The sequence below is a fragment of the Raskinella chloraquaticus (SeqCode) genome (assembly GCF_021731865.1).
Lineage (GTDB): Bacteria > Pseudomonadota > Alphaproteobacteria > Rhizobiales > UBA4765 > Raskinella > Raskinella chloraquaticus.
This window is the reverse complement of sequence record NZ_JAKFWN010000024.1, coordinates 112924-133408: the sequence shown is the minus strand read 5'-3', so window position 1 is coordinate 133408 and position 20485 is coordinate 112924. Positions and strand designations below refer to the sequence as shown.

The following is a 20485-nucleotide window of genomic DNA, read 5'->3' as shown; positions in this document are numbered from 1 at the left end:
CAGCAATGGCAGAAAACAAATTCACCAGAGGGCAATTGCCGATCGCTGCAGAAGATCCGCGCCCGGCGGTTCTTGATGGCTATTTCGCCCCTCTCGACACACTCAAGGGATTCGGCACCAAGCTCATCGCGCCGTTGAAGGGGTTGATTGGTCCTGAGAACGGCACGCCGGCGCGCGTCGTTGATCTTCTGTTTCACCTGCCGACCAGCACCATCGACCGCCGGTTGCGCACGACAATTGCTGATGCGCCGGAAGGCGCGATAGTCACGCTGATTGGACGGATTGAAGCGCACCGCCATGCCCCGCCCGGGCGCAGCCGGATGCCACACCGGGTCGTGGTGGGTGATGAGAGTGGGGAACTGCTCCTGGTCTATTTCGGCCAGGAGACAGGATGGATCGAACGATCAATGCCGGTTGGCAGCGAAAGGCTGATCAGCGGCGTCATCGAGAGCTTCGACGGGGTGAAGCAGATCGTCCATCCGGCTTTCGTGGTTGATCCGCAGAAGCCCGGCGGTTTCAGCGCCATCGAGCCGGTCTATCCGCTAAAAGCGGGGGTGACGTCTCGCTTTCTCCACAGGGTTGTCCGGCAGGCTTTTTCTGTCGTCAAAGAGCTTCCTGAATGGCTATCGCCAGAGAATGTTGCCGGGTTCCCGCCGTTTCTGGGGGCGCTGCGGAACGTCCATCAGCCCTCGACGCCTGATGAGGGTGCGGCAAGTTCAGCGGCAGGACGGCGGCTTGCGGTTGATTCCTTCTTTGCGAGCCAACTCGCACTTGCTTTGCTTCGCCGCCACACACGGCAGCGCCATGGCCGGGCGATGAGCGGCGATGGCCAACTGGTCGAACCGCTCATTGCTGCCCTGCCCTACACGCTGACAAGCGCGCAGGTGCGCTCGCTCGCAGCTGTTCATGGGGCCATGGCGGCGCCGCAGGCCATGCTGCATCTGCTGCAAGGTGATGTCGGGTCGGGCAAGACGGTGGTGGCGATGCTGGCGATGGCACGTGCCATCGAAGCCGGTCATCAGGCTGCCCTGATGGCGCCAACCGATATTCTGGCGCGCCAGCACCATGCGACGCTGACGCCTCTTCTGCGTGGCGTCGGCATTGAGCCGGTCCTTCTCACCGGACGCGAGCGCGCTGTCGCGAAGGCTAAAGTTCTCGCCGGCCTTGCGGATGGACGCATTCGGCTCGTCATCGGCACGCACGCTCTCTTCCAGGAGGATGTGCGCTTTGCCGATCTGGGTCTTGCGGTCATCGACGAGCAGCATCGCTTTGGCGTCAATCAACGTCTGGCTCTGACGACCAAAGGCGAAGCGGTCGACCTGCTGTTGACCACAGCGACACCGATCCCTCGCACGCTCGTGCTCGCCTACTACGGCGACATGGATGTCTCGAAGCTTGATGAAAAGCCTCCCGGTCGACAGAAAATCGCGACGCGCGCAATGCCGCTCACCCGCCTCGATGAGGTGATCGACGGGCTTCGCCGCGCGCTGGACAAGGGTGCACGTGCCTATTGGGTGTGCCCGACAATTGCCGATGAGGGCGAGGAGGAAAGCGGCGTCGAGCAGCGCGCAGCTTCTCTTGAAGCGCATTTTCCCGGCCTCGTCTCTCTCCTCCACTCTCGACTGCCTCAGGCGCGGCGGGAAAAGGCCCTGTCTGACTTTTCAACAGGCGCCAGCCGCGTTCTGGTAGCGACGACCGTCATCGAGGTTGGCGTCGATGTGCCGGATGCGACCATCATGATCATCGAGCAGGCAGACAAATTCGGCCTGTCGCAGCTCCACCAATTGCGCGGAAGGGTTGGACGCGGCACGCAGGCTTCCTCATGCGTGCTGCTCTACGATCCCGATCTCAGCGAAACGGCAAAGGAGCGCCTTCAGGTCATTCGCGACAGCGAGGACGGGTTTTATATCGCCGAAGCCGATCTGCGCCTGCGTGGGCCCGGCGAAGTACTGGGAGCGAGACAATCCGGCCTGCCATCCCTGCCGCTGGCGACATGGGAGGCGCATGTCGATCTATTGCCAACGGCCAGAAGCGAAGCGCGCGCGCTCATTGCCGCCGACCCGCTTCTCACCAGCCCGCGCGGACAGGCCGCGCGACTGGCATTGCATCTGTTTGGCCAGCAGCGCGCGCTGCGTTACCTGTTGGCCGGATGAGCGCTATTCGACGGTCACGCTCTATTATTCGACAGTGACGCTCTTGGCGAGACTTCGCGGCTGGTCGACATCGGTGCCCATGACGACCGCCGTATGATAGGCCATGAGCTGGATAGGAATGGCATAAATCAGGGGGCTGATGAAGGAATGCGCGGTCGGCACGATGATGCTGGCATAGACATCGCCGGCCTCTTTGGCTCCTTGCGCGTCGGTGATCAGGATCACCCGTCCGCCCCTTGCCGCGACCTCCTGCATGTTTGACACGGTCTTTTCAAACAGATGGTCGTAAGGGGCGACCACCACCACGGGCATCGTCTCGTCAATGAGTGCGATGGGTCCGTGCTTCAGTTCACCTGCTGCATAACCTTCAGCGTGTATATAACTGATTTCTTTTAATTTTAATGCACCTTCAAGCGCAATCGGGAAGCTCGTTCCGCGCCCCAGATAGAGCACATCACTGGCTTTGGCCAAACTCTTGGCCAGACGCTCGATCTGCGGTTCGATTTTGAGCGTTTCAGCCATCAGACGCGGCACTTCCATGAGCGCCTTGACGAGATCGTGCTCTTCGGCCGGATCAATGACGCCGCGCGCCTTGCCGGCGGCGAGCGATAAGGCCGCAAGTGCGGCAAGCTGGCAGGTGAACGCCTTGGTGGAGGCAACGCCAATCTCTGTGCCGGCATGCGTCTTGAAGATAACGTCACTCTCGCGCGCCATGGTTGAGCTTGGGACGTTGACGATCGCACCGATCTTGAGCCCGGCGCTGCGGCAGTAGCGCAGGGTCGCGAGCGTGTCGGCGGTTTCTCCCGATTGCGAAATCATGAGCGCCAGGCCACCTGGATCCAAGGGCGCCTCGCGATAACGAAATTCGGAGGCAATATCGATGTCGACAGGCAGGCGGGCATAACGCTCAAACCAGTAGCGGCCAACGAGCCCGGCGTAAAAAGCCGTGCCGCAGGCGGAAATGGCAAGCCGCGACAATTTCTTGAAGTCAACCGCCTCGAGGCTGGCTGGCGCAATAGTACCGGTCGTCAAATCGAGATAATGGCTCAGCGTATGCGACACCACTTCCGGCTGCTCATGAATTTCCTTGGCCATGAAATGCCGGTAATTGCCCTTGTCGATCAGGTTGCCGCTGATCTGGGACAGGGTGATGGCGCGCTGCACGGGCTGATCATTTTCGTCGAAAAAGACCGCGCCGGCGTGCGTGAGGATGACCCAGTCTCCTTCTTCGAGATAGGAGATGCGGTTGGTCAGCGGCGCGAGCGCGATCGCGTCGGAGCCCAGGAACATCTCACCCTCGCCGTAGCCGACCGCGAGCGGCGGGCCACGACGGGCGCCGATCAGCAGATCGTTTTCTCCTGAAAACAGGAACGCCAGGGCAAAGGCGCCGCGCAGCCGCTTCAACGTCGCTGCCACCGCCTCCTTTGGCGATTTTCCCTCCTCAAGCGCCTGCGTAACAAGGTGAGCGACAACTTCCGTATCGGTCTCGCTTTCCATACGAGCACCCTTGGCGGCAGCTTCCTCGCGCAATTCACGGAAATTCTCGATAATGCCATTATGAACAACGGCAACACGCGTGGTGGCGTGCGGGTGGGCGTTGACCTCGTTGGGGCGACCATGGGTGGCCCATCGCGTATGGCCGATGCCGACATGGCCGGAAAGCGGTCTTTCTGACAGAACGGCGTCCAGATTGTTCAACTTGCCGGGCGCCCTGCGGCGCAGAATGACGCCCCCTTCAAGCGTGGCGATCCCGGCGGAATCATAGCCGCGATATTCAAGGCGGCGCAGTGATTCAACGATCTGCCGGGAAACGGCAGTTTTGCCAATAATGCCAACGATTCCGCACATTCAACCTAGCCTTATGATCAGCGTTGTCCGCATCCGGACGCTTTGTTTGACCGTCACATAGCCGCAGGCGCTCGGGAACGCCAAATGACTGTCTGTTGCAATTCCTAACAGCTTCAAGCGCCGCGTGCCTTGCGCGCGGCGCGTTTGGCTTGATTGGCAATGACCCTATCGCGCCCCTTGCCATCGAGTTCGCTTTGCCGCGCGCGTCCGAAAGCCAGCGCTCCATCGGGCACGTTTTTTGTCAGGGTCGAACCGGCGGCGATCAAGACTTCATCGCCGATGGTAATCGGTGCCACCAGCGTTGAGTTAGAGCCTACAAACACATCGCGCCCGATCCTCGTATGGTGCTTGTCGGCGCCATCGAAATTGCAGGTGATGGTTCCAGCGCCGATATTGCTGCCGCGTCCGACCTCGGCATCGCCGACATAAGCCAGATGATTGGCCTGCACATCGGCGCCGAGTGTTGAGCGATTGATTTCGACGAAATTGCCGATGTGACTGTTCTCCCCGAGTACCGTTTGCGGGCGGATGCGGGCGAACGGTCCGATGCGGGCGCCCGCAGCAATGCGGCAGCCGGCGAGATGGCTGAAGCCGAGAATTTCCCCCGGTCCTGCCATCGACACACCTGGCCCGAACACCACGTGCGGCCCTATCCACACATCATTGCCGAGCACGGTATCGTGCGAGAAAAAAACCGTGTCGGGTGCAACCAGAGTGACACCTGCCTCCATTGCTTCCCGACGCAGACGCTGCTGCATCAAGGCTTCGGCATCAGCGAGCTGGGCGCGGGTATTGACGCCGCGCAATTCATCTTCATCAACCACCACGGCGCGGGCGATCACGCCTTCGGTGCGCGCCGCTTCAACGATATCGGTCAGATAATATTCGCCCTTGGCATTTGCATTGCCGACCTGTTTCAGCAAGCGCAGAGCATGCCTGGCTGAAATTGCCATCAATCCACCGTTGCACAAGGTGATCTGGCGTTCTTCGGCGGATGCGTCCTTTTCCTCGCGGATGGCGATCACCTGATCGCCCTGGGCCAGGACACGGCCATATCCAGAGGGATCAGTGGCCGTAAAGGCGGCAATAGCGATGTCCGCCCCTTCTCGCAGCGATTGTCGCAAGGCTTCAAATGTCGCCGGCGTCAGAAGCGGCGTATCACCAAAGGCAATCATGACATCGCCGCTGGCAGCTTGCAGGAGCGCGCCCGCCTGCAAGGCCGCATGCGCGGTTCCCAGACGATCGGTTTGTATGAAAACATCCAATTTGATGTCGAGTTTGCCAGCAAAGCGTCGGGCCATGTCAGCCACATCGTCGCGGTCAGGGCCGATGACGACGGCGAGGGCTGACGAGCCGGCAGCGCTTGCAGTCTCCATCACATGGGCAAGCAGCGGCGCACCCGCGATCTCGTGAAGGACCTTGGCGCGAGCCGATTTCATCCGCGTTCCCTCACCGGCAGCGAGGATGATAGTGGTTAGTTCGCGTGACGCCATCGCTGTCTCCGTCCAGCATTTAACCCGATTTTGGTAATTTATATCGTGCGGCGTTAACGAGCCGCGCGATAATATGTCATTGCACGCGATTCGCGGGGAGGCCATGCCACGCAAGACGATGAAGGTAAAGCAGACCTTGCAAAGTGACGATGTACTCGATCTGGGGGCTGCGCAGCACCGGGTGGGGTCAATTCGTGATTATGGCCGGGCTGAAAACATCTGGCGAGACATTCGCTTTCCCGCCGTCTGGGCCGCATCGGCGTTTTTTGCCCTCGGTCTGGTGGTCTATACCAGCACAACCAACCGCGGGGGAGAACGTCTCGCCGCGCTGCCAGGCGCGCTTGGCGAACTGATCGGGCAGGCCCAGGGCCCCTCGCCTTCGCAACTGGCGAGTATCGTCAATCAGGAAGTCGATACCGTGCGCGAGGAAACGCGCAGGCTTGTCGCCGAGCGGGCGCGACTTGAACAGCGTCTGGCGAGGCTTGAACGTGATGTTGATGACGTGACAGGGTCAACCAGACGCAGCAATGATGTTACGGGTAGCATCGCTCCAGGCGAGCCGCGCGCGAAAGCGCCGGAAATAACCTCTCTTTCGCCGCCTGTTGCACGAGACGGCGGGCGCCCGAGCGAACCGCTAATCGCGCGTAGCGGACAAGGCAGCGCCGACAGTGATCTGGCATCGGCGAGCGGCGGCATCACGCTGGCGACGCGTAGCCAGTTCGGGCTTGATCTGGGCAGCGAGACGACGATGTCAGCATTGCGCCTTCGCTGGCAACGAATGAGCGAACGCAATAAAGCGACCCTTGGACGCCTGGAGCCGCTGGTCGCCATCCGTGACGGGATCAATGGGCAGCCGATTCTTTATCTGGTTGCCGGCCCGGTCAACGATGTCGCTGATGCCGCCACGCTGTGCGCCCAATTGCGCCAAGCAAATGTCAATTGCCAGCCAACTGTCTATGATGGGCAGCGGCTGGCACTGCGCTGAGGCATTTCCATCTATTCGCGCTTTATGTGTCGCCGGTGCTTGACCCCCGCCAAGAGCATCCATAAGGTCCGCGCGCTTTCATCAGGGCCCGTAGCTCAGTGGTAGAGCATTCGACTTTTAATCGAATGGTCGATGGTTCGAATCCATCCGGGCTCACCACTCCCCTTTTCTGTCTGGCTTCAGGCAAAGTCCGTGTGCGGCGTGAGCCTGAGGCTGTTCTCTCAGCGCCGCTGTCGGCATCGGGAGCACGGTCGGCCAGACGAGCGCTTGCTCTGATCGCAATTGGCGCGTTTGATGTGGCCAATGCCGGCGCGACCGGTCGTAGCGTTATGATCTGCACGCGGCGCAGCTATTGTCACGGTTAGCAATATGGCTTTCTTTCATGAGATGATTTAGCACGCGCAATGATTCTGCCGTTCCGTTCAGACAGGAGACCTGCTTATGCCCAGCCCGTCCATTCCGCATTTTCTCGTTCACAGTCCCAAGGACAATGTCGGCGTTGTTGTTGTCGAGGGGCTGGCTGCCGGAACGAAGATGAGAGGCATCATCACCGAGACCGACACGCCGATTACCGGCAAGGCCAATCATGACATTCCGGTCGGGCACAAGGTGGCGCTGAAGGATATGAAGAAAGGCGACACCATCATCAAGTATGGCGAGGATATCGGCAAAGTTGTCGCCGACTTCAAAAAAGGCGATCACGTCCACGTCCACAATCACAGAACGAAGCGCTGGTGAGGCCGGCCGCCTATCAATTCTCATTCAAGACGATCACGGTTCAAGGCGACAAGGACGAATATGATGGCCACCAAAACTTTAAAAAAACGCAGTTCACCAGCAAAGCATAGCAATCTGCATTTCACCGGCTGGCGCCGCGAGAATGGTCGCGTGGGGGTGCGCAATCATGTCATCATCCTGCCGCTTGACGATCTGTCGAACTCGGTGTGCGAAGCGGTCGCCAACAACATCAAGGGCACGATGGCCATCCCGCATGCCTATGGGCGTCTGCAATTCGGCAAGGATCTCGATCTGCATTTTCGTACCCTCATCGGCACCGGCTCGAACCCCAATGTGGCCGCAGTGGTCGTGGTCGGCATCGAGGATGGATGGACGAAGCGGGTCGTCGATGGCATCGCCAAGACCGGCAAACCGGTGGTGGGCTTTGGCATCGAAGGTCATGGCGACATCGCTACCATTGCCAAGGCGTCCTATAAGGCGAAGGAATTTGTCCAGTGGGCATCCGAGCTGAAGCGCGAGGAATGCGGGATCGCCGATTTGTGGGTATCAACGAAGTGCGGTGAGAGTGACACAACAACGGGCCTCTCATCCTGCCCGACGGTTGGCAATATGTATGACAAACTGATCCCCAAGGGCATTTACGGTGTGTTCGGTGAAACCTCGGAGATCACCGGGGCGGAGCACATCTGCCGTGAACGAGCGATCAACAAGAGCGTCGCCGACAAATGGTACAAGATGTGGAAAGCCTATCAGGAAGAGGTCATCGAAGCGCATAAGGATGGCGATCTGTCCGAGAGCCAGCCTACGAAGGGCAATATTGCTGGCGGATTGTCGAGCATCGAGGAAAAGGCGCTGGGCAATCTCGAAAAAATCGGCCGGCGCTGCCGCTATATCGATGCGCTCGACGCAGCCGAGGCTCCCGCCAAGGGCGCGGGGCTCTATTACATGGACACCTCCTCTGCGGCCGCTGAATGCGTGACGCTGATGGCAGCCGGCGGCTGGGTGGTGCACACCTTCCCGACCGGTCAGGGCAATGTCATCGGCAATCCGATTGTTCCGGTGATCAAGATTTCCGGTAATCCGAAAACCCTTCGTACCATGCCAGAGCATATCGATGTGGATGTGACGGGCGTGCTGCGCCGCGACCAGACGCTCGATACCGCCGGTGATGCGTTGATCGACATGATCATCCGCACCTGCAATGGCCGCCTGACGGCTGCCGAAGCGCTCGGGCACCGCGAGTTTTCGATGACGAAGCTGTATCGCAGTGCGTGACGTTGGCGGTATCGCTCGATTACCGTCGCACTGACCGATGCTGGAGGCTGCATGCTCGGCTCCGGCATCGGCCATCATGGCATGATCCATTCTGAGTTGTCGCATGGCGTCGGTTTAATGCAATTTTGCGCTGGCATATCGGTTTTCCGGCGATTAGCGTCCGGGTCTGATGTCCGTTTGGCCAAACAATCCGTCGTTGCAACAGGCCGGACCGCGCTTGCTGATCATTGCCTGCGGGGCGCTGGCGCGCGAGCTGAACATGCTGCGGCGCGCCGATTGCCGAATGGTGTTTGATGTCACCTATGTTCCAGCCATCCTGCACAATCGGCCGGAGCACATTGCGAGCGCCGTCAAAGCGCGGATCGATGCGGTGCGAGGGCGCTATCACCGTATTTTTTGTGCCTATGGCGATTGCGGCACAGGCGGCGCGCTGGACGAGCTGTTACGTGCAGAAGGGATCGACAGGTTGCCCGGCGCGCATTGCTATGAGTTTGTCGCCGGTAATCAGCAGTTTTCCGCCTTGATGAGCGAGGAGATCGGAAGCTTTTTCCTCACCGACTATCTGGCCCGCCATTTCGAGCGCCTGGTGTGGCAAGGCCTTGGACTTGATCGCCATCCCGGCTTGCGTGACGATTATTTCGGGCATTACAGGCGCGTCGTCCATCTCGTCCAGGCGCCGGATAAGGCAGTTTCGGACAAAGCTGCGGACGCTGCCCGGAAACTGGCCCTGCCCCTGAAAACAATGTTCACCGGGCTTGAGTTGCTCTCCTCGCATCTTGAGGCGGCCAGCATTGCGTCCCCCCATGGCTGAGCTGACGGTGATCTATTGGCGCGATATTCCAGCCCAGCTGATCGCGCGCGCCGGACGCGCGAGCGCCAAACGCGAACTCGCTGCCCGCTTCCATGAAGCGATCGATCACGCCGCAATGCGAAGTGGTGCCAAGGATTCAGATTCCTATCTGTCGGCGTGGCGACGCGGGACGCCATCGCCCTGCGGGGATGATCTTGAAGCAGCGATCGCGGTGGCGCTGCGCCAGATCGAGGATGACTACGATCCCGCGCGTCTGCGGCGCCTCGTGCAAAACGGCGGGCTCGATCACCCGCCGCCGGCAACCGAGCCGCTGGTGTTCTTTGCGCCGTCGGGCAAGCGCGGCCGCATGGCCATCGGCACGACCGTGCTCAACGCTGCAAGATCACTCGGGGTTGATCTTGATTCCGTATGTGGCGGGCGGGGTATCTGCGGGCGCTGCCAGATTGAAATCCAGCATGGTCGCGACGCCAAGCTTGGCATTTCATCACAAGCAGATCATTGCAGCGCGCCTAACGCCGTTGAAGCGCGCTACCGCAGCGCGCGGGGGATGGCAGTGTCCCGCCGGCTGGGGTGCCAAACCGAAATCACCGACGATCTGATCGTTGTCGTTCCCGAGGACAGCCAGGTTCATCGCCAGATCGTCCGCAAAGACACCTCTGATCAGGCGATCATCGTTGACCCTGTCGTTCGCCTGCACTTCATCGAGGTCGAAGAGCCATCGCTCGACATGCCGCGCTCGGATGTTGATCGCCTGCGCGCAGCGTTGCGCGCGCAATGGGCAATCGGCGATGTCACCCTGCCGCTGCCGCTTCTGGCGCATTTGCCATCGCTGCTGCGTGCTGGCGGCTGGAAAGTAACCGTGGCACTGCGCCACGGCCGCGAGATCGTTGCTATTTATGCGGGGCTTAAAGAACAGATCGCCGGCATTGCGGTTGACATCGGCTCGACAACCCTTGCGGCTCATCTGTGCGCGTTGGGCGATGGGAAGGTGCTTGCGTCAGCGGGCGTCATGAACCCGCAGATCCGTTTTGGCGAAGATCTCATGAGCCGCGTCTCGTATGCCATGATGACGGAGGGCGGCGCGGCCGAGATGACAGCAAGCGTGCGCGGCGCGATCGACGCGCTGATCGGCGATTTATGCGCTGAGGCTGGTCTCGCGCGCGGCGATGTCGTCGACATGGTGATGGTGGGCAATCCGGTGATGCATCACCTGTTGCTCGGGATTGATCCGCGCGAGCTTGGCAGCGCCCCCTTCGCGCTGGCAATTGACGAAGCGCTCGACGTGTCAGCGGCAAACCTTGGCTTGAACGTGGCGCCTTGCGCTTACGTCCATCTTCTGCCCTGCATTGCCGGCCATGTCGGGGCTGATGCCAGCGCGATGGTACTGGCTGAAAGCCCGCAGGCGCGCGAGGAGATCACTCTTCTGGTGGATGTTGGAACCAATGCCGAGATCGTGTTGGGAAACCGCCATCGGCTTCTTGCCTGCTCATCGCCGACCGGCCCTGCTTTTGAAGGGGCGCAGCTCACCAGCGGGCAGCGGGCCGCTCCCGGCGCCATTGAGCGAATTTGCATTGATGCGGTGTCGCTTGAGCCGCGTTTCAAGGTGATCGGCATCGCACCATGGTCAGATGAGGCGGGGTTTGCGGATGCCTGTGGATCAACCAGGATCACCGGTCTCTGCGGGTCGGGGATCATCGATGTGGTCGCCGAACTGGCGCTCGCCCGTGTCATACGGCCTGATGGCGTCTTTGACAGCGACGTGGCGACGCGTTCATCTCGCCTCGTTCCGGACGGGAGAAGCTTCAAATATGTCATCTTCGCCGGAGAACCCGAAATTGCCGTGACGCAAGGCGATATCCGGGCGGTCCAGCTTGCCAAAGCAGCACTGCATGCAGGCTGCAAGCTGCTGATGGCGCGTCTGGGAATCACGCACATCGACCGCATTCGCCTTGCCGGTGCGTTCGGCGCGCATATCGACCCGCTGCATGCGCTGGCGCTCGGCCTTATTCCCGATTGCGCCCTTGAACATGTCAGTGCCGCCGGGAATGCCGCCGGGCATGGCGCGCGCATTGCTCTTTTGAATGCCCGGTCGCGGCTCGACATCCAGAAGATCGTTCAGTCGATCGAAAAGATCGAAACTGCGCTTGATCCCGATTTTCAGAGCGCTTTTGTGGCCGCGATGGCCATACCACACGCTGATGATGATTACGCGTTGACGGGCAGACATGTGCACTTTGCGCCGAAATCATCCCGTGGCACCATGCGGCGCCGACGCGCCATGCCGCTGAGAAGCGATCAATAAACAGGCAGAGATTTCGCTGGTTGCGCGAGATTAAGATCAGACATAATAAACATTGACGCCGGGTTCACGCGGAACTGAACCGGCGTCATCAGCAAGCGCACGGCGCTCCAGCCAGAGGAAGACGATCCGTATGAAGACCAAGGCGCGGGCGGTCATTATCGGTGGTGGGGTTGTCGGCGTATCCGTCCTCTTTCATCTCGCAAAGGCCGGATGGCAGGACCTGGTGCTCCTTGACAAGAACGAGCTGACCTCAGGCTCGACATGGCATGCGGCAGGTGGCGTGACGACGCTGAACTCGGACGCCAATGTCTCGCGCCTGCAGAAATACACCTTCGATCTTTATCGCGAGCTGGAGGCAACGACCGGGCTGTCATGCGGTATCCACCACAATGGCGGCATCTATCTGGCGACCAGCGATGGGCAGATGGATTTTCTCAAGCTGATCCATTCGCGCGCCAAATATCTCAAGATGGATACCGAGCTGATTACGCCGGCTGAGGCCAAAAAACGCAACATTCTGATTGCCGAAGAGTATTTCAAGGGCGCGCTTTGGCGCGAGGATGGTGGCTATGTCGATCCGTGGCTGGTGACGCAGGCTTACGCGACAGCGGCGCGCACGCTTGGCGCCGAGATCAACCGATTCACCAAGGTCATTGCGCTGCACCAGCGCAGCGACGACAGCTGGGAGGTCGTGACCGACAAGGGCACAATCCATGCCGAGCATGTCGTCAATGCCGGCGGATTGTGGGCGCGCGAGGTTGGCAAGCTCGTCGGCCTGTCGCTGCCGGTGCTGGCGATGGAGCATCACTATATTGTCACCGAGCCGGTGCCTGAACTCGCCGGGCTCGAGCGTGAAATCATCAACACATCCGACTTTACCGGAGAAATCTATCTGCGCCAGGAAGGCCAGGGTGTGCTGCTTGGTACCTATGAGCAGAACACGCGCGTCTGGGCGCCGGAAATGACGCCAGATGATTTCCACAGCCAGCTTCTGCCTGATGATCTGGAGCGCATTACGCCGGAACTTGAGCGTGGTTTCCGGCATTTCCCTGCCGCCGGAAGAGTGGGCATCAAGAAGGTGATCAACGGCCCGTTCACCTTCTCGCCTGATGGCAACCCGCTTGTTGGACCGGTGCAGGGAAAACGTAATTTCTGGCTCGCCTGCGCTGTCATGGCCGGTTTCAGCCAGGGCGGTGGTATCGGTCTCGTGCTGTCGCGATGGATGAGCGAGAATGATCCGGGGCAAGACGTGCTGGCGATGGATGCGGCGCGCTACGGTCTCTTTGCAACGCCTGCCTATACGCGCGTGAAGGTCGAGGAAAATTACCGTCGGCGCTTTCGCCTTGCCTACCCCAATGAGGAAATGCCGGCTGCAAGGCCTTTCCGGCGCACGCCTGTCTATGAGCGTTTCAAGGCGCGAGGCGCGGTGTTCGGGGCCAATTTCGGCATGGAACAAGCCTTGTGGTTCGCGCCACAAGGCGTCGAACGTGTCGAGGAGCCCACCTACCGCCGCTCAAACGCCTTCCCGCATGTGCGTCATGAGTGCATGGGCGTGCGCAAGGGTGTTGGCATCTACGAAAGCTCGAATTACGCGAAATACGAGGTCGCCGGTGCTGGTGCGCGCGCCTGGCTTGATCGGGTTTTTGCCTGCAGGATTCCGAAGCCCGGCCGTATGGGCATCGCACCGATGCTCAACGTCAACGGGCGCATCATCGGCGATCTGTCGATTGCCTGCCTTGCCGAGGATCGCTACCTCATCGTCGGGTCAGGTTTTGCTGAAACCTTCCATATGCGCTGGTTTGCCTCATCGGGCATTCCCGACAATGTGCAGGTCCGCTCGCTCTGCTCGATGCTGACAGGGTTCGCGCTTTCAGGCCCGCAAGCGCGCGATGTGCTGTCACGACTGACGTCAGAGGATGTTTCCTCGCCGGCCTTCAAGTTCTTTGCCGTACGCGAGATGGCGATTGGCATGTCGCCGACGATTGTCCAGCGCTGCGGCTTCACGGGTGAACTTGGCTACGAGTTGTGGGTGACGCCGGATTATCAATTGCAGCTTTACGAGGATATTCTGGCCGCGAGCGAGGGGCTTGATCTGGTGCATTATGGAGGGCGGGCGATCACCTCGCTGCGCCTTGAAAAGAATTATGGTTCCTTCAACAAGGATTTCCGGCCCGATTACACGGCGGGCGAAACCGGGCTTGACCTCTTTATCGACTGGAACAAAACCGGCTTTGTCGGTTATGAGGCAGCGCATCGCGAACGTGAGAAAGGGCCAAAGCGGCGCTTTGTTACCATGGTTGTCGATGCCCCGCACGCCGACGTGGTCGGCTATGAGGCGATCACCAAGGATGGCATGGTGGTCGGCAATGTGACCTCCGGTGCCTACGCGCATTTTGTCGGCAAGAGTCTGGCGGTTGGTTATGTTGAGGTTGCGCTGGCGCGCGATGGCGAGGAATTTTTCATCGATATCCTCGGCGAGCCGTGCAAGGCCGTGGTGACCGCCAAGCCGCTTCATGATCCGCAAGGATCAAGGCTGCGATCATGAGGCTGTGGAGCAGTGATGGCCATTGAAACGCCCTGCCAGAATTTGTGCGTACTGGACAGCCTCACGGGCCTGTGCATCGGCTGCGGACGCAGCAGCGATGAAATTGCCAATTGGCTTACTTTGTCGCCGGCCGAACGCGGAGCACTCATGGTGCAGCTACCGGCGCGCATGGAAGAGATGACAAAGCGTGGGGTACGCGGCGGGAAAACCGGCAATCGATCGCGAGAGGTGGGGCCATGAACAGCTTCAGCGATCTGCTTGCCAGGCGCGGGGTCTTGCTGGCTGATGGCGCCACGGGCACAAACCTTTTTGAGATGGGTTTGATGTCAGGCGAAGCTCCGGAGACGTGGATCAATCTTCATCCTGATCGCATCCAGACACTGCACCGCTCCTTTGTCGATGCTGGCGCGGACATCATCCTCACCAACAGTTTCGGCGCCAATGCGCGTCGTCTGATGCTGCATGACATGCAGGCACAGACCTATGCGCTTAACAGGCGCGCCGCCGAGATTGCAAGGGAAGTGGCGGACAAAGCCGGCCGGCCGGTGATCGTCGCTGGATCAGTGGGACCAACCGGCGATCTGCTGGCGCCACTTGGCCCGCTCACAGAGAACGATGCGTGCGATGTCTTTATCCAGCAGATGGAAGGCTTGCGCGATGGCGGCGCTGATGTCGCCTGGATCGAAACGATGTCGGCGCTCGAGGAAATGCGGGCGGCGGTGACGGCAGCGGCTAGGGTCGGGCTCGCCTGCACACTCACCGCCAGCTTTGACACGGCGGGGCGGACGATGATGGGCATCAAGCCGGACGCGCTGGCTGTGTTTGCAGCCGGACTGCCGCAACCACCACTGGCGGTCGGATCGAATTGCGGTGTCGGCGCGGCTGATCTTGTCCTGTCGATCCTGGGCCTCAGCGTGTCGTCTGCCGGACTGCCGATCATCGCCAAGGCCAATGCCGGAATTCCGACCGTTCATGGAGACCATACGCATTATTCAGGAACCCCCGAGACGATGGCGGCCTATGCGCATCTGGCGCTCGATGCCGGCGCGATGATCATTGGCGGCTGCTGCGGCACAACGCCCGCCCATCTTGCCGCCATCCGCCGGGCTATTGACCATCACCAAGCCGGCGTGCGGCCGACACAGGCCGATATCGTGGCGCAACTGGGTGCGTTGGTATCGCCGCCCAGTGACCATATCGCGCCGCGTGGGCGTCATCATCGTCGCGCGCATTAGGGTCAGGACCCATTAATTTAGGCAAAACGGCATGGCACGAATGGATAAAATGGCAGGAGAAGCCCGAAAAGCATACCCTTTGGTATGGTTGAGGGCTACGACGAACCAGTTTGCCATTCGTGCCTTGTCCTTCGGATAGGGTGAAATGACGCGATCTTTATGTCGCAAGCCTTTGAAAGTCAGACGACTTCCTGCAGGCTTGCTCCTCAACCTCGCGCCATGTCCCTCCCACCGTTTCGCCCAAATTAACGGGTCCTGACCCTAATCAGGGCTTGGGGTACGTCGATGAGCATTGAGGATCGACCGAATTGAGGATTAAAGCATATGAGTGAGCCAACTCCCGGACGGCGGCGCGAGCGCCAGCGCTTGTCACGGGCCCCTGCCCTCAGCTTTCCTCCGCTTCCACGGCTTGCCAACCCGTGGAGCCCGGTTGAAATTCTAAGCGCAGAGCAGCTCGAACGCATTCTCTCCGGCGCCTACACGATCCTCGAGGAATGCGGTCTTGAAATCCGCAGTCAGCGGGCACGCGACATCTATCGGCGGTGTGGCGCCATGGTCGATGACGACACGCAGATGGTGCGCCTCGGGCGCGATATCTGCGAGGCCTATCTGGCACATGCGCCCGAGACATTCGTTTTGCATTCGCGCAATCCCGATCGACATCTGCATGTCGGTGGCAATATCGTCAATTTCGGCCCGGTGAATGGTTCCCCGCATATCACCGATACACAGGGCGGGAGGCGTTACGGATCGCTTGACGACTTCAACAACATTCTGAAAATCACCCACGCGCTGGGGATCCTGCACTGGCAGGGCGGTGTCGTGGTGGAACCAGTCGATGTGCCGGTGCCGGTGCGCCATCTCGACATGTATCGCTCGCATATCGAATTGTCCGACATCGTCTGGGCGGCGCGCGGCGTTGGCCTGCCGCAGGCAACTGACGCCATCGCCATGGCTGCCATCGAACACGGCATCAGCGTAGATGAGCTGGCGCGGCGCCCGAGCCTCATGACGGTGACGAATGTCAACTCGCCACGACGGGTGGATGAGGAAATCCTCGACAACATCATGACGCTTGCCGAACATGGGCAGGCAGTGTGCATCACGCCCTTCACATTGATGGGAGCGATGGCGCCGGTCACTCTGGCGGGAGCATTGGTCCAGCACACGGCGGAATCGGTATGCATCCTGGTTCTGTGCCAGATGCTACGCAAAGGCGTACCAGTGATCCTCGGCGGCTTTACATCAAATGTCGACATGAAGACGGGCTCACCCGCCTTCGGCACGCCGGAATATGTGCGTGCAGTTTTGGCGATCGCGCAGATCGGCCGCCGGCTCAAAATTCCAGTGCGCTCCAGCGCGGTCAACGCTTCGCCAACAGTTGACGCACAGGCAACCTACGAAACCGCCTTCTCGCTATGGGCGTCGATCATGAGCCATTCCCATCTTATCAACCATGCGGCAGGCTGGCTCGAAGGCGGGCTGTCGGCTTCCTACGAAAAAATCATCGTCGATGCCGAATTGCTGCGTGGCTGGGCAGAGATTCTCAAACCGCTGGCGTTCGATGATGATGAACTGGCGCTTGATGCCATTCGCGAAGTGCCGGTTGGTGGCCATTTCTTCGGCACAGCCCATACTCTGGCGCGCTTTGAAAACGCCTTCTATCGCCCCCTTCTGTCCGACTGGTCGAATTACGAGAACTGGCAGGAAGCCGGCAGCAAGGACGCGACCCAGCGCGCCAGCGAGATATGGAAGAAAGTGCGTGACGCGTACCAGCCGCCACCGCTTGATCAGGCGGTGCGCGAAGAACTCGACGCCTATGTCACGAAACGCAAACAGGAACTCTCGGCGTGATCATAGCGCTTGGTGATCGGCAGTTTTCCTGTCGCGACATTCTATCGGTTGCGCAAAACGGCAATCAGCTGGCGCTCTCTGCGGGAAGCCGCGCGCGCATCAGCGCCGGGCGCGCGATCATCGAGCAGATGGCAGCCGGCAGCGAGCCGATCTATGGGGTCAACACAGGGTTGGGCGGCAATCTGCGCCACCGTATTCCAGCGGGCGACATCGAGGACTTCCAGACGCAGATCATTTTCGGCCGCATGATCGGTGTCGGACCAGCGCTCGACCCGGTGATCTGCCGCGCAATTCTCCTGTGCCGATTGATTGAATTGTCGAGCGGGGCGACCGGGGTATCTCTCGATACCATCCAGCTGCTGGTGGAGCTGTTCAATCGCGGGGTGACGCCGGTTATTCCCTCGCTTGGGTCCATCGGCGCCAGCGATATCGGCGTGCTCGCCCATCTGGCGGCAGTCGTCATCGGTCATGGCGAAGCCTGGTTTGACGGCGAGCGCATGACAGGCGGCGCGGCGCTCGCAGCTGCCGGCCTGCAACCGGCCAGATTACGCGAAAAGGACGGTATAGGCCTCATCAACCATGCGGCGGCAAGCGCGACGCTGGCCGCTTATGCGGTCTGCGCGTTGGAAGATGCCCTTCTGGCTGCAACCGCTGTCGCGGCCCTGTCCTATGAAGGGTATGCAGCCAATCCGGCCATTCTTGATCCCCGCCTTCATGCGGCGCGCCCGGCCGGCGGGCAGGAGGAAGCTGCGGCGATGATGCGGCGTGCGCTTGCCGGCAGCAGCATCCATGAACCGGGTAGCGCGCGTTATGTGCAAGATGCGTTGTCGTTTCGCCTGCTGGCGCCGACGCTGGGTGCGACGCTTGTCGCGCTGGCCACAGCGCGCCGCGAGAGCGAGATCGAGATCAATGGCGTTACCGTGACGCCAATGATTTTTATTAACGATCATGACATCCTGTCGAGCCCTAATTTTCATACGCCCGCGCTGTCGCTTGCCTTCGACACGCTGGCGATCTCCTTGACCCATTTTGCTTCCCTCAGCGCCTTTCGCCTGAGCAAGCTGATGACCGCTTCGTTCTCCGGCCTGCCACAATATCTCTCGCCGGTTGGAGGAGGGTCGGCGGGCTATGTGTCGCTGCAAAAAACGACGAGCGCGCTTTATTGCGATATCCGCTCCTGCGCCATGCCGGTCAGCCTCGATGCCTTGCCGGTCTCTGATACGGTGGAAGATGTCGCCTCTTACGCGATGCAGGCGATTGTCAAATTGCAGCGACAATTAGCGCGCTTCTGCTATCTGAGCGCCATCGAAGCGCTGGCAGCGGCACAGGCTGTCGACCTGCGCGCCCCGCCCAGGCTGGGGGCTGCCACGTCCTGCCTCCATCAGGCGATCCGTCATGTCGTCCCGCCACTTCAGGCAGATCGCCCGCCAGGGGCTGACGTTGAGGTCGTGGTGAAATGCCTTTCCGATCCGGTGCTGTTGGCGCGCTTGCGCGCCATCATCATGGCGCAGGGAGGGCTGACCTAATAAGACGCGCCCGGCAGGAGCGATTTCGCGACCGTCCGGCCTATAAAATGCCTTGCGGTTAAACGGTATTTGCGTTTCGATTACTGCCAAGCCTGATCTGAATTTATTGTTCGACAGCAGCAATTCTCACTTCTGAATCACAAAGGAGCCCTGACATGAGCTTGAAGATCAATCGCCGTGATATTCTCGCCGGAACGGCCGCCTTCGGCCTTGCCGGGCTGGCATCCGCCCCCGAGCGCGGGCTTGCCCAGGATGCGCCGCGCCGCAATATCGCTGTGCGCGTCGAACGCGATCCCGAGGTGATCGACCCGATCGAGCGCAAGGGTCCGCATGATGGCAATATCTGCCGCGTCGTGTTCCAGAATCTCGTGCGCAACAAGCCCAATAGTGCAGAGCTGGACAATGATGCAGCCGAGGAGATCAAGCAGACGTCGCCGACCATGGTCGATTTCAAGCTGAAGCCGGGCCAGATGTTCACCGATGGCTTTGGCGAAATGAGTGCGGAGGACGTCAAATTTTCGTTTGAACGGATCGGCATCGCCAAGGAAGGCGCCAAGCCATCCACCTACCGGGGCGACTGGACCAATCTGGAGCGGGTTGAGGTTACCGGCCAGTATACGGGCCGCATCGTTCTGTCGAAGCCGAATGCCGCGCTGTTCCAGATTGCGATCGGTGATATATCAGGTGCGATCGTGTCGAAGAAGGCGGTCGAGGCGCGGGGCGGCGAATTCTCAGCCAAGCCGGTTGGGTCCGGCCCCTTCGTCCTTGCCAGTCTCGAGCGCCAGCGCGGCGCCGTGCTGAAGGCAAGCCCCACCTATAAGGGGCCGAAACCGGCATTTGACGAGATCGCCGTGCGCTTCATACCCGACAACAAGGCGACCGAACTGGCGCTGCGTTCCGGCGAGCTTGATTTTGCGGTCGTACCACCACCGACCGCCGAGGCCCTCAAGGGAGCGGCTGGCGTGACGATCTCGCCGCAGCCCGGCCTCCAATATATCTGGTTGGGGCTCAACGTCGAAAAGGGGCCGCTCGCCGATCTGCGCGTGCGCCAGGCTATCCGCCTCGGCCTTGATGTCGATCAGATGCTGCTTGCCGGCTATAATGGCGTCGTGCCGCGGCTCAACGCGCTCATTCCAGCCCCCATTCTCGGCAACTGGAAGGACGCGCCGCTCTACAAGCGCAATGTCGAGGAAGCGCGCAAGCTTCTGAAGGAGAGCGGGCAGAGCAATATCAAGCTGAAGCTGCTGGTTCTCAACCAGCCGGCCTTCCAGAACATGGCGCTCGTCGCCCGCGCCCTGCTGCAGGAGATCGGCATCACGGTCGAGGTTGATGCGCGTGATGGTGGAACGTTCTGGACGGCTGGAAAAGGTGATGCCGGCAAGGACATCGAAATGTATATGACAGTCTTCAACGGCAAGCTTGATCCAAACTTCCTGACGCAGTGGTTTGTCACCAGCCAGATCGGCAACTGGAACTGGCAGCGTTTTGCCAATCCCACTTTCGACATGCTGGTCAATGAGGCTGCCGGCGAGCTCGACCCGGTCAAGCGAGCCGCGCTCATCATTGCCGCACAGAAGGAAATGGACAAATCCGCTGCCTTCGTCTGGCTCACGAATAACGCGGCGCTGGTGGCGCATCGCTCGTGGCTCAAGCCCGCTTCCATACCGGGCTGGCTTGATTGGCAATACGCCAATTTCGCCGCCGGCAGCGCCTGATCCTC

General features: G+C 60.4%; 14 protein-coding genes and 1 tRNA gene. 13 read left to right on the top strand and 2 right to left on the bottom strand.

Annotation, left to right across the window (positions count from 1 at the left end; translation table 11 throughout):
- Positions 1-5 precede the first annotated feature (5 nt).
- Positions 6-2153 carry an ATP-dependent DNA helicase RecG gene (gene recG / locus ACINK1_RS08835; RefSeq protein ID WP_376800853.1) on the top strand — a complete coding sequence of 716 codons (2148 nt, stop codon included), beginning with the start codon at positions 6-8 and terminating at the stop codon, positions 2151-2153.
- 24 nt (positions 2154-2177) lie between these two features.
- On the opposite strand, the gene glmS is transcribed toward recG, so the two are convergent.
- Positions 2178-4001 (bottom strand): glutamine--fructose-6-phosphate transaminase (isomerizing), encoded by a 1824-nt coding sequence (gene glmS, locus ACINK1_RS08830; protein WP_376800855.1) that lies wholly within the window; start codon positions 3999-4001, stop codon positions 2178-2180.
- Between the two features lie 113 nt (positions 4002-4114).
- On the bottom strand, positions 4115-5494 hold the full coding sequence (gene glmU / locus ACINK1_RS08825; RefSeq protein ID WP_376800857.1) for a bifunctional UDP-N-acetylglucosamine diphosphorylase/glucosamine-1-phosphate N-acetyltransferase GlmU: 1380 nt from the start codon (positions 5492-5494) through the stop codon (positions 4115-4117).
- A gap of 73 nt (positions 5495-5567) precedes the next feature.
- Between glmU and ACINK1_RS08820 the strand changes: the two genes are divergently transcribed.
- The 12 genes from ACINK1_RS08820 to ACINK1_RS08765 all read left to right on the top strand — a co-directional run bounded on the left by ACINK1_RS08820 (position 5568) and on the right by ACINK1_RS08765 (position 20480).
- On the top strand, positions 5568-6479 hold the full coding sequence (locus ACINK1_RS08820; RefSeq protein WP_376800859.1) for a hypothetical protein: 912 nt from the start codon (positions 5568-5570) through the stop codon (positions 6477-6479).
- 84 nt (positions 6480-6563) lie between these two features.
- A tRNA-Lys gene (locus ACINK1_RS08815) sits at positions 6564-6638 on the top strand.
- Positions 6639-6920: 282 nt separating this feature from the next.
- The gene (locus ACINK1_RS08810; RefSeq protein WP_376800861.1) at positions 6921-7217 is read left to right on the top strand and encodes a UxaA family hydrolase; all 297 of its coding nucleotides are present in this window, start codon (positions 6921-6923) and stop codon (positions 7215-7217) included.
- Between the two features lie 63 nt (positions 7218-7280).
- The gene (locus ACINK1_RS08805; protein ID WP_376800863.1) at positions 7281-8492 is read left to right on the top strand and encodes a UxaA family hydrolase; all 1212 of its coding nucleotides are present in this window, start codon (positions 7281-7283) and stop codon (positions 8490-8492) included.
- A 169-nt stretch (positions 8493-8661) separates the two neighbouring features.
- The gene (locus tag ACINK1_RS08800; protein ID WP_376800865.1) at positions 8662-9303 is read left to right on the top strand and encodes a DUF1638 domain-containing protein; all 642 of its coding nucleotides are present in this window, start codon (positions 8662-8664) and stop codon (positions 9301-9303) included.
- Complete coding sequence (locus ACINK1_RS08795) at positions 9296-11605, top strand: virulence factor (protein ID WP_376800867.1); 2310 nt, start codon at positions 9296-9298, stop codon at positions 11603-11605. Before ACINK1_RS08800 ends, ACINK1_RS08795 begins: the two co-directional genes overlap by 8 nt.
- 130 nt (positions 11606-11735) lie before the next feature.
- On the top strand, positions 11736-14150 hold the full coding sequence (locus ACINK1_RS08790) for an FAD-dependent oxidoreductase (RefSeq protein WP_376800868.1): 2415 nt from the start codon (positions 11736-11738) through the stop codon (positions 14148-14150).
- A gap of 15 nt (positions 14151-14165) precedes the next feature.
- Positions 14166-14390, top strand: a complete 225-nt coding sequence (locus ACINK1_RS08785; RefSeq protein WP_376800869.1) for a DUF1289 domain-containing protein — start codon at positions 14166-14168, stop codon at positions 14388-14390.
- Positions 14387-15385, top strand: coding sequence for a betaine--homocysteine S-methyltransferase (gene bmt, locus ACINK1_RS08780; RefSeq protein WP_376800870.1), 999 nt, complete (start codon positions 14387-14389; stop codon positions 15383-15385). Before ACINK1_RS08785 ends, bmt begins: the two co-directional genes overlap by 4 nt.
- 324 nt (positions 15386-15709) lie before the next feature.
- On the top strand, positions 15710-17239 hold the full coding sequence (locus ACINK1_RS08775; protein ID WP_376800871.1) for a trimethylamine methyltransferase family protein: 1530 nt from the start codon (positions 15710-15712) through the stop codon (positions 17237-17239).
- Positions 17236-18765 carry an aromatic amino acid lyase gene (locus ACINK1_RS08770; protein ID WP_376803759.1) on the top strand — a complete coding sequence of 510 codons (1530 nt, stop codon included), beginning with the start codon at positions 17236-17238 and terminating at the stop codon, positions 18763-18765. Before ACINK1_RS08775 ends, ACINK1_RS08770 begins: the two co-directional genes overlap by 4 nt.
- 155 nt (positions 18766-18920) lie before the next feature.
- Positions 18921-20480 carry an ABC transporter substrate-binding protein gene (locus ACINK1_RS08765; protein WP_376800874.1) on the top strand — a complete coding sequence of 520 codons (1560 nt, stop codon included), beginning with the start codon at positions 18921-18923 and terminating at the stop codon, positions 20478-20480.
- The last annotated feature ends 5 nt before the right edge of the window (positions 20481-20485 follow it).

What these genes read in the sequence shown, in the direction of transcription:
- recG (WP_376800853.1), top strand. Translation starts at nt 6, where the DNA reads ATGGCAGAAAACAAATTCACCAGAGGGCAATTGCCGATCGCTGCAGAA.
- glmS (WP_376800855.1), bottom strand. Translation starts at nt 4,001, where the DNA reads ATGTGCGGAATCGTTGGCATTATTGGCAAAACTGCCGTTTCCCGGCAG.
- glmU (WP_376800857.1), bottom strand. Translation starts at nt 5,494, where the DNA reads ATGGCGTCACGCGAACTAACCACTATCATCCTCGCTGCCGGTGAGGGA.
- ACINK1_RS08820 (WP_376800859.1), top strand. Translation starts at nt 5,568, where the DNA reads ATGTCATTGCACGCGATTCGCGGGGAGGCCATGCCACGCAAGACGATG.
- ACINK1_RS08810 (WP_376800861.1), top strand. Translation starts at nt 6,921, where the DNA reads ATGCCCAGCCCGTCCATTCCGCATTTTCTCGTTCACAGTCCCAAGGAC.
- ACINK1_RS08805 (WP_376800863.1), top strand. Translation starts at nt 7,281, where the DNA reads ATGGCCACCAAAACTTTAAAAAAACGCAGTTCACCAGCAAAGCATAGC.
- ACINK1_RS08800 (WP_376800865.1), top strand. Translation starts at nt 8,662, where the DNA reads ATGTCCGTTTGGCCAAACAATCCGTCGTTGCAACAGGCCGGACCGCGC.
- ACINK1_RS08795 (WP_376800867.1), top strand. Translation starts at nt 9,296, where the DNA reads ATGGCTGAGCTGACGGTGATCTATTGGCGCGATATTCCAGCCCAGCTG.
- ACINK1_RS08790 (WP_376800868.1), top strand. Translation starts at nt 11,736, where the DNA reads ATGAAGACCAAGGCGCGGGCGGTCATTATCGGTGGTGGGGTTGTCGGC.
- ACINK1_RS08785 (WP_376800869.1), top strand. Translation starts at nt 14,166, where the DNA reads ATGGCCATTGAAACGCCCTGCCAGAATTTGTGCGTACTGGACAGCCTC.
- bmt (WP_376800870.1), top strand. Translation starts at nt 14,387, where the DNA reads ATGAACAGCTTCAGCGATCTGCTTGCCAGGCGCGGGGTCTTGCTGGCT.
- ACINK1_RS08775 (WP_376800871.1), top strand. Translation starts at nt 15,710, where the DNA reads ATGAGTGAGCCAACTCCCGGACGGCGGCGCGAGCGCCAGCGCTTGTCA.
- ACINK1_RS08765 (WP_376800874.1), top strand. Translation starts at nt 18,921, where the DNA reads ATGAGCTTGAAGATCAATCGCCGTGATATTCTCGCCGGAACGGCCGCC.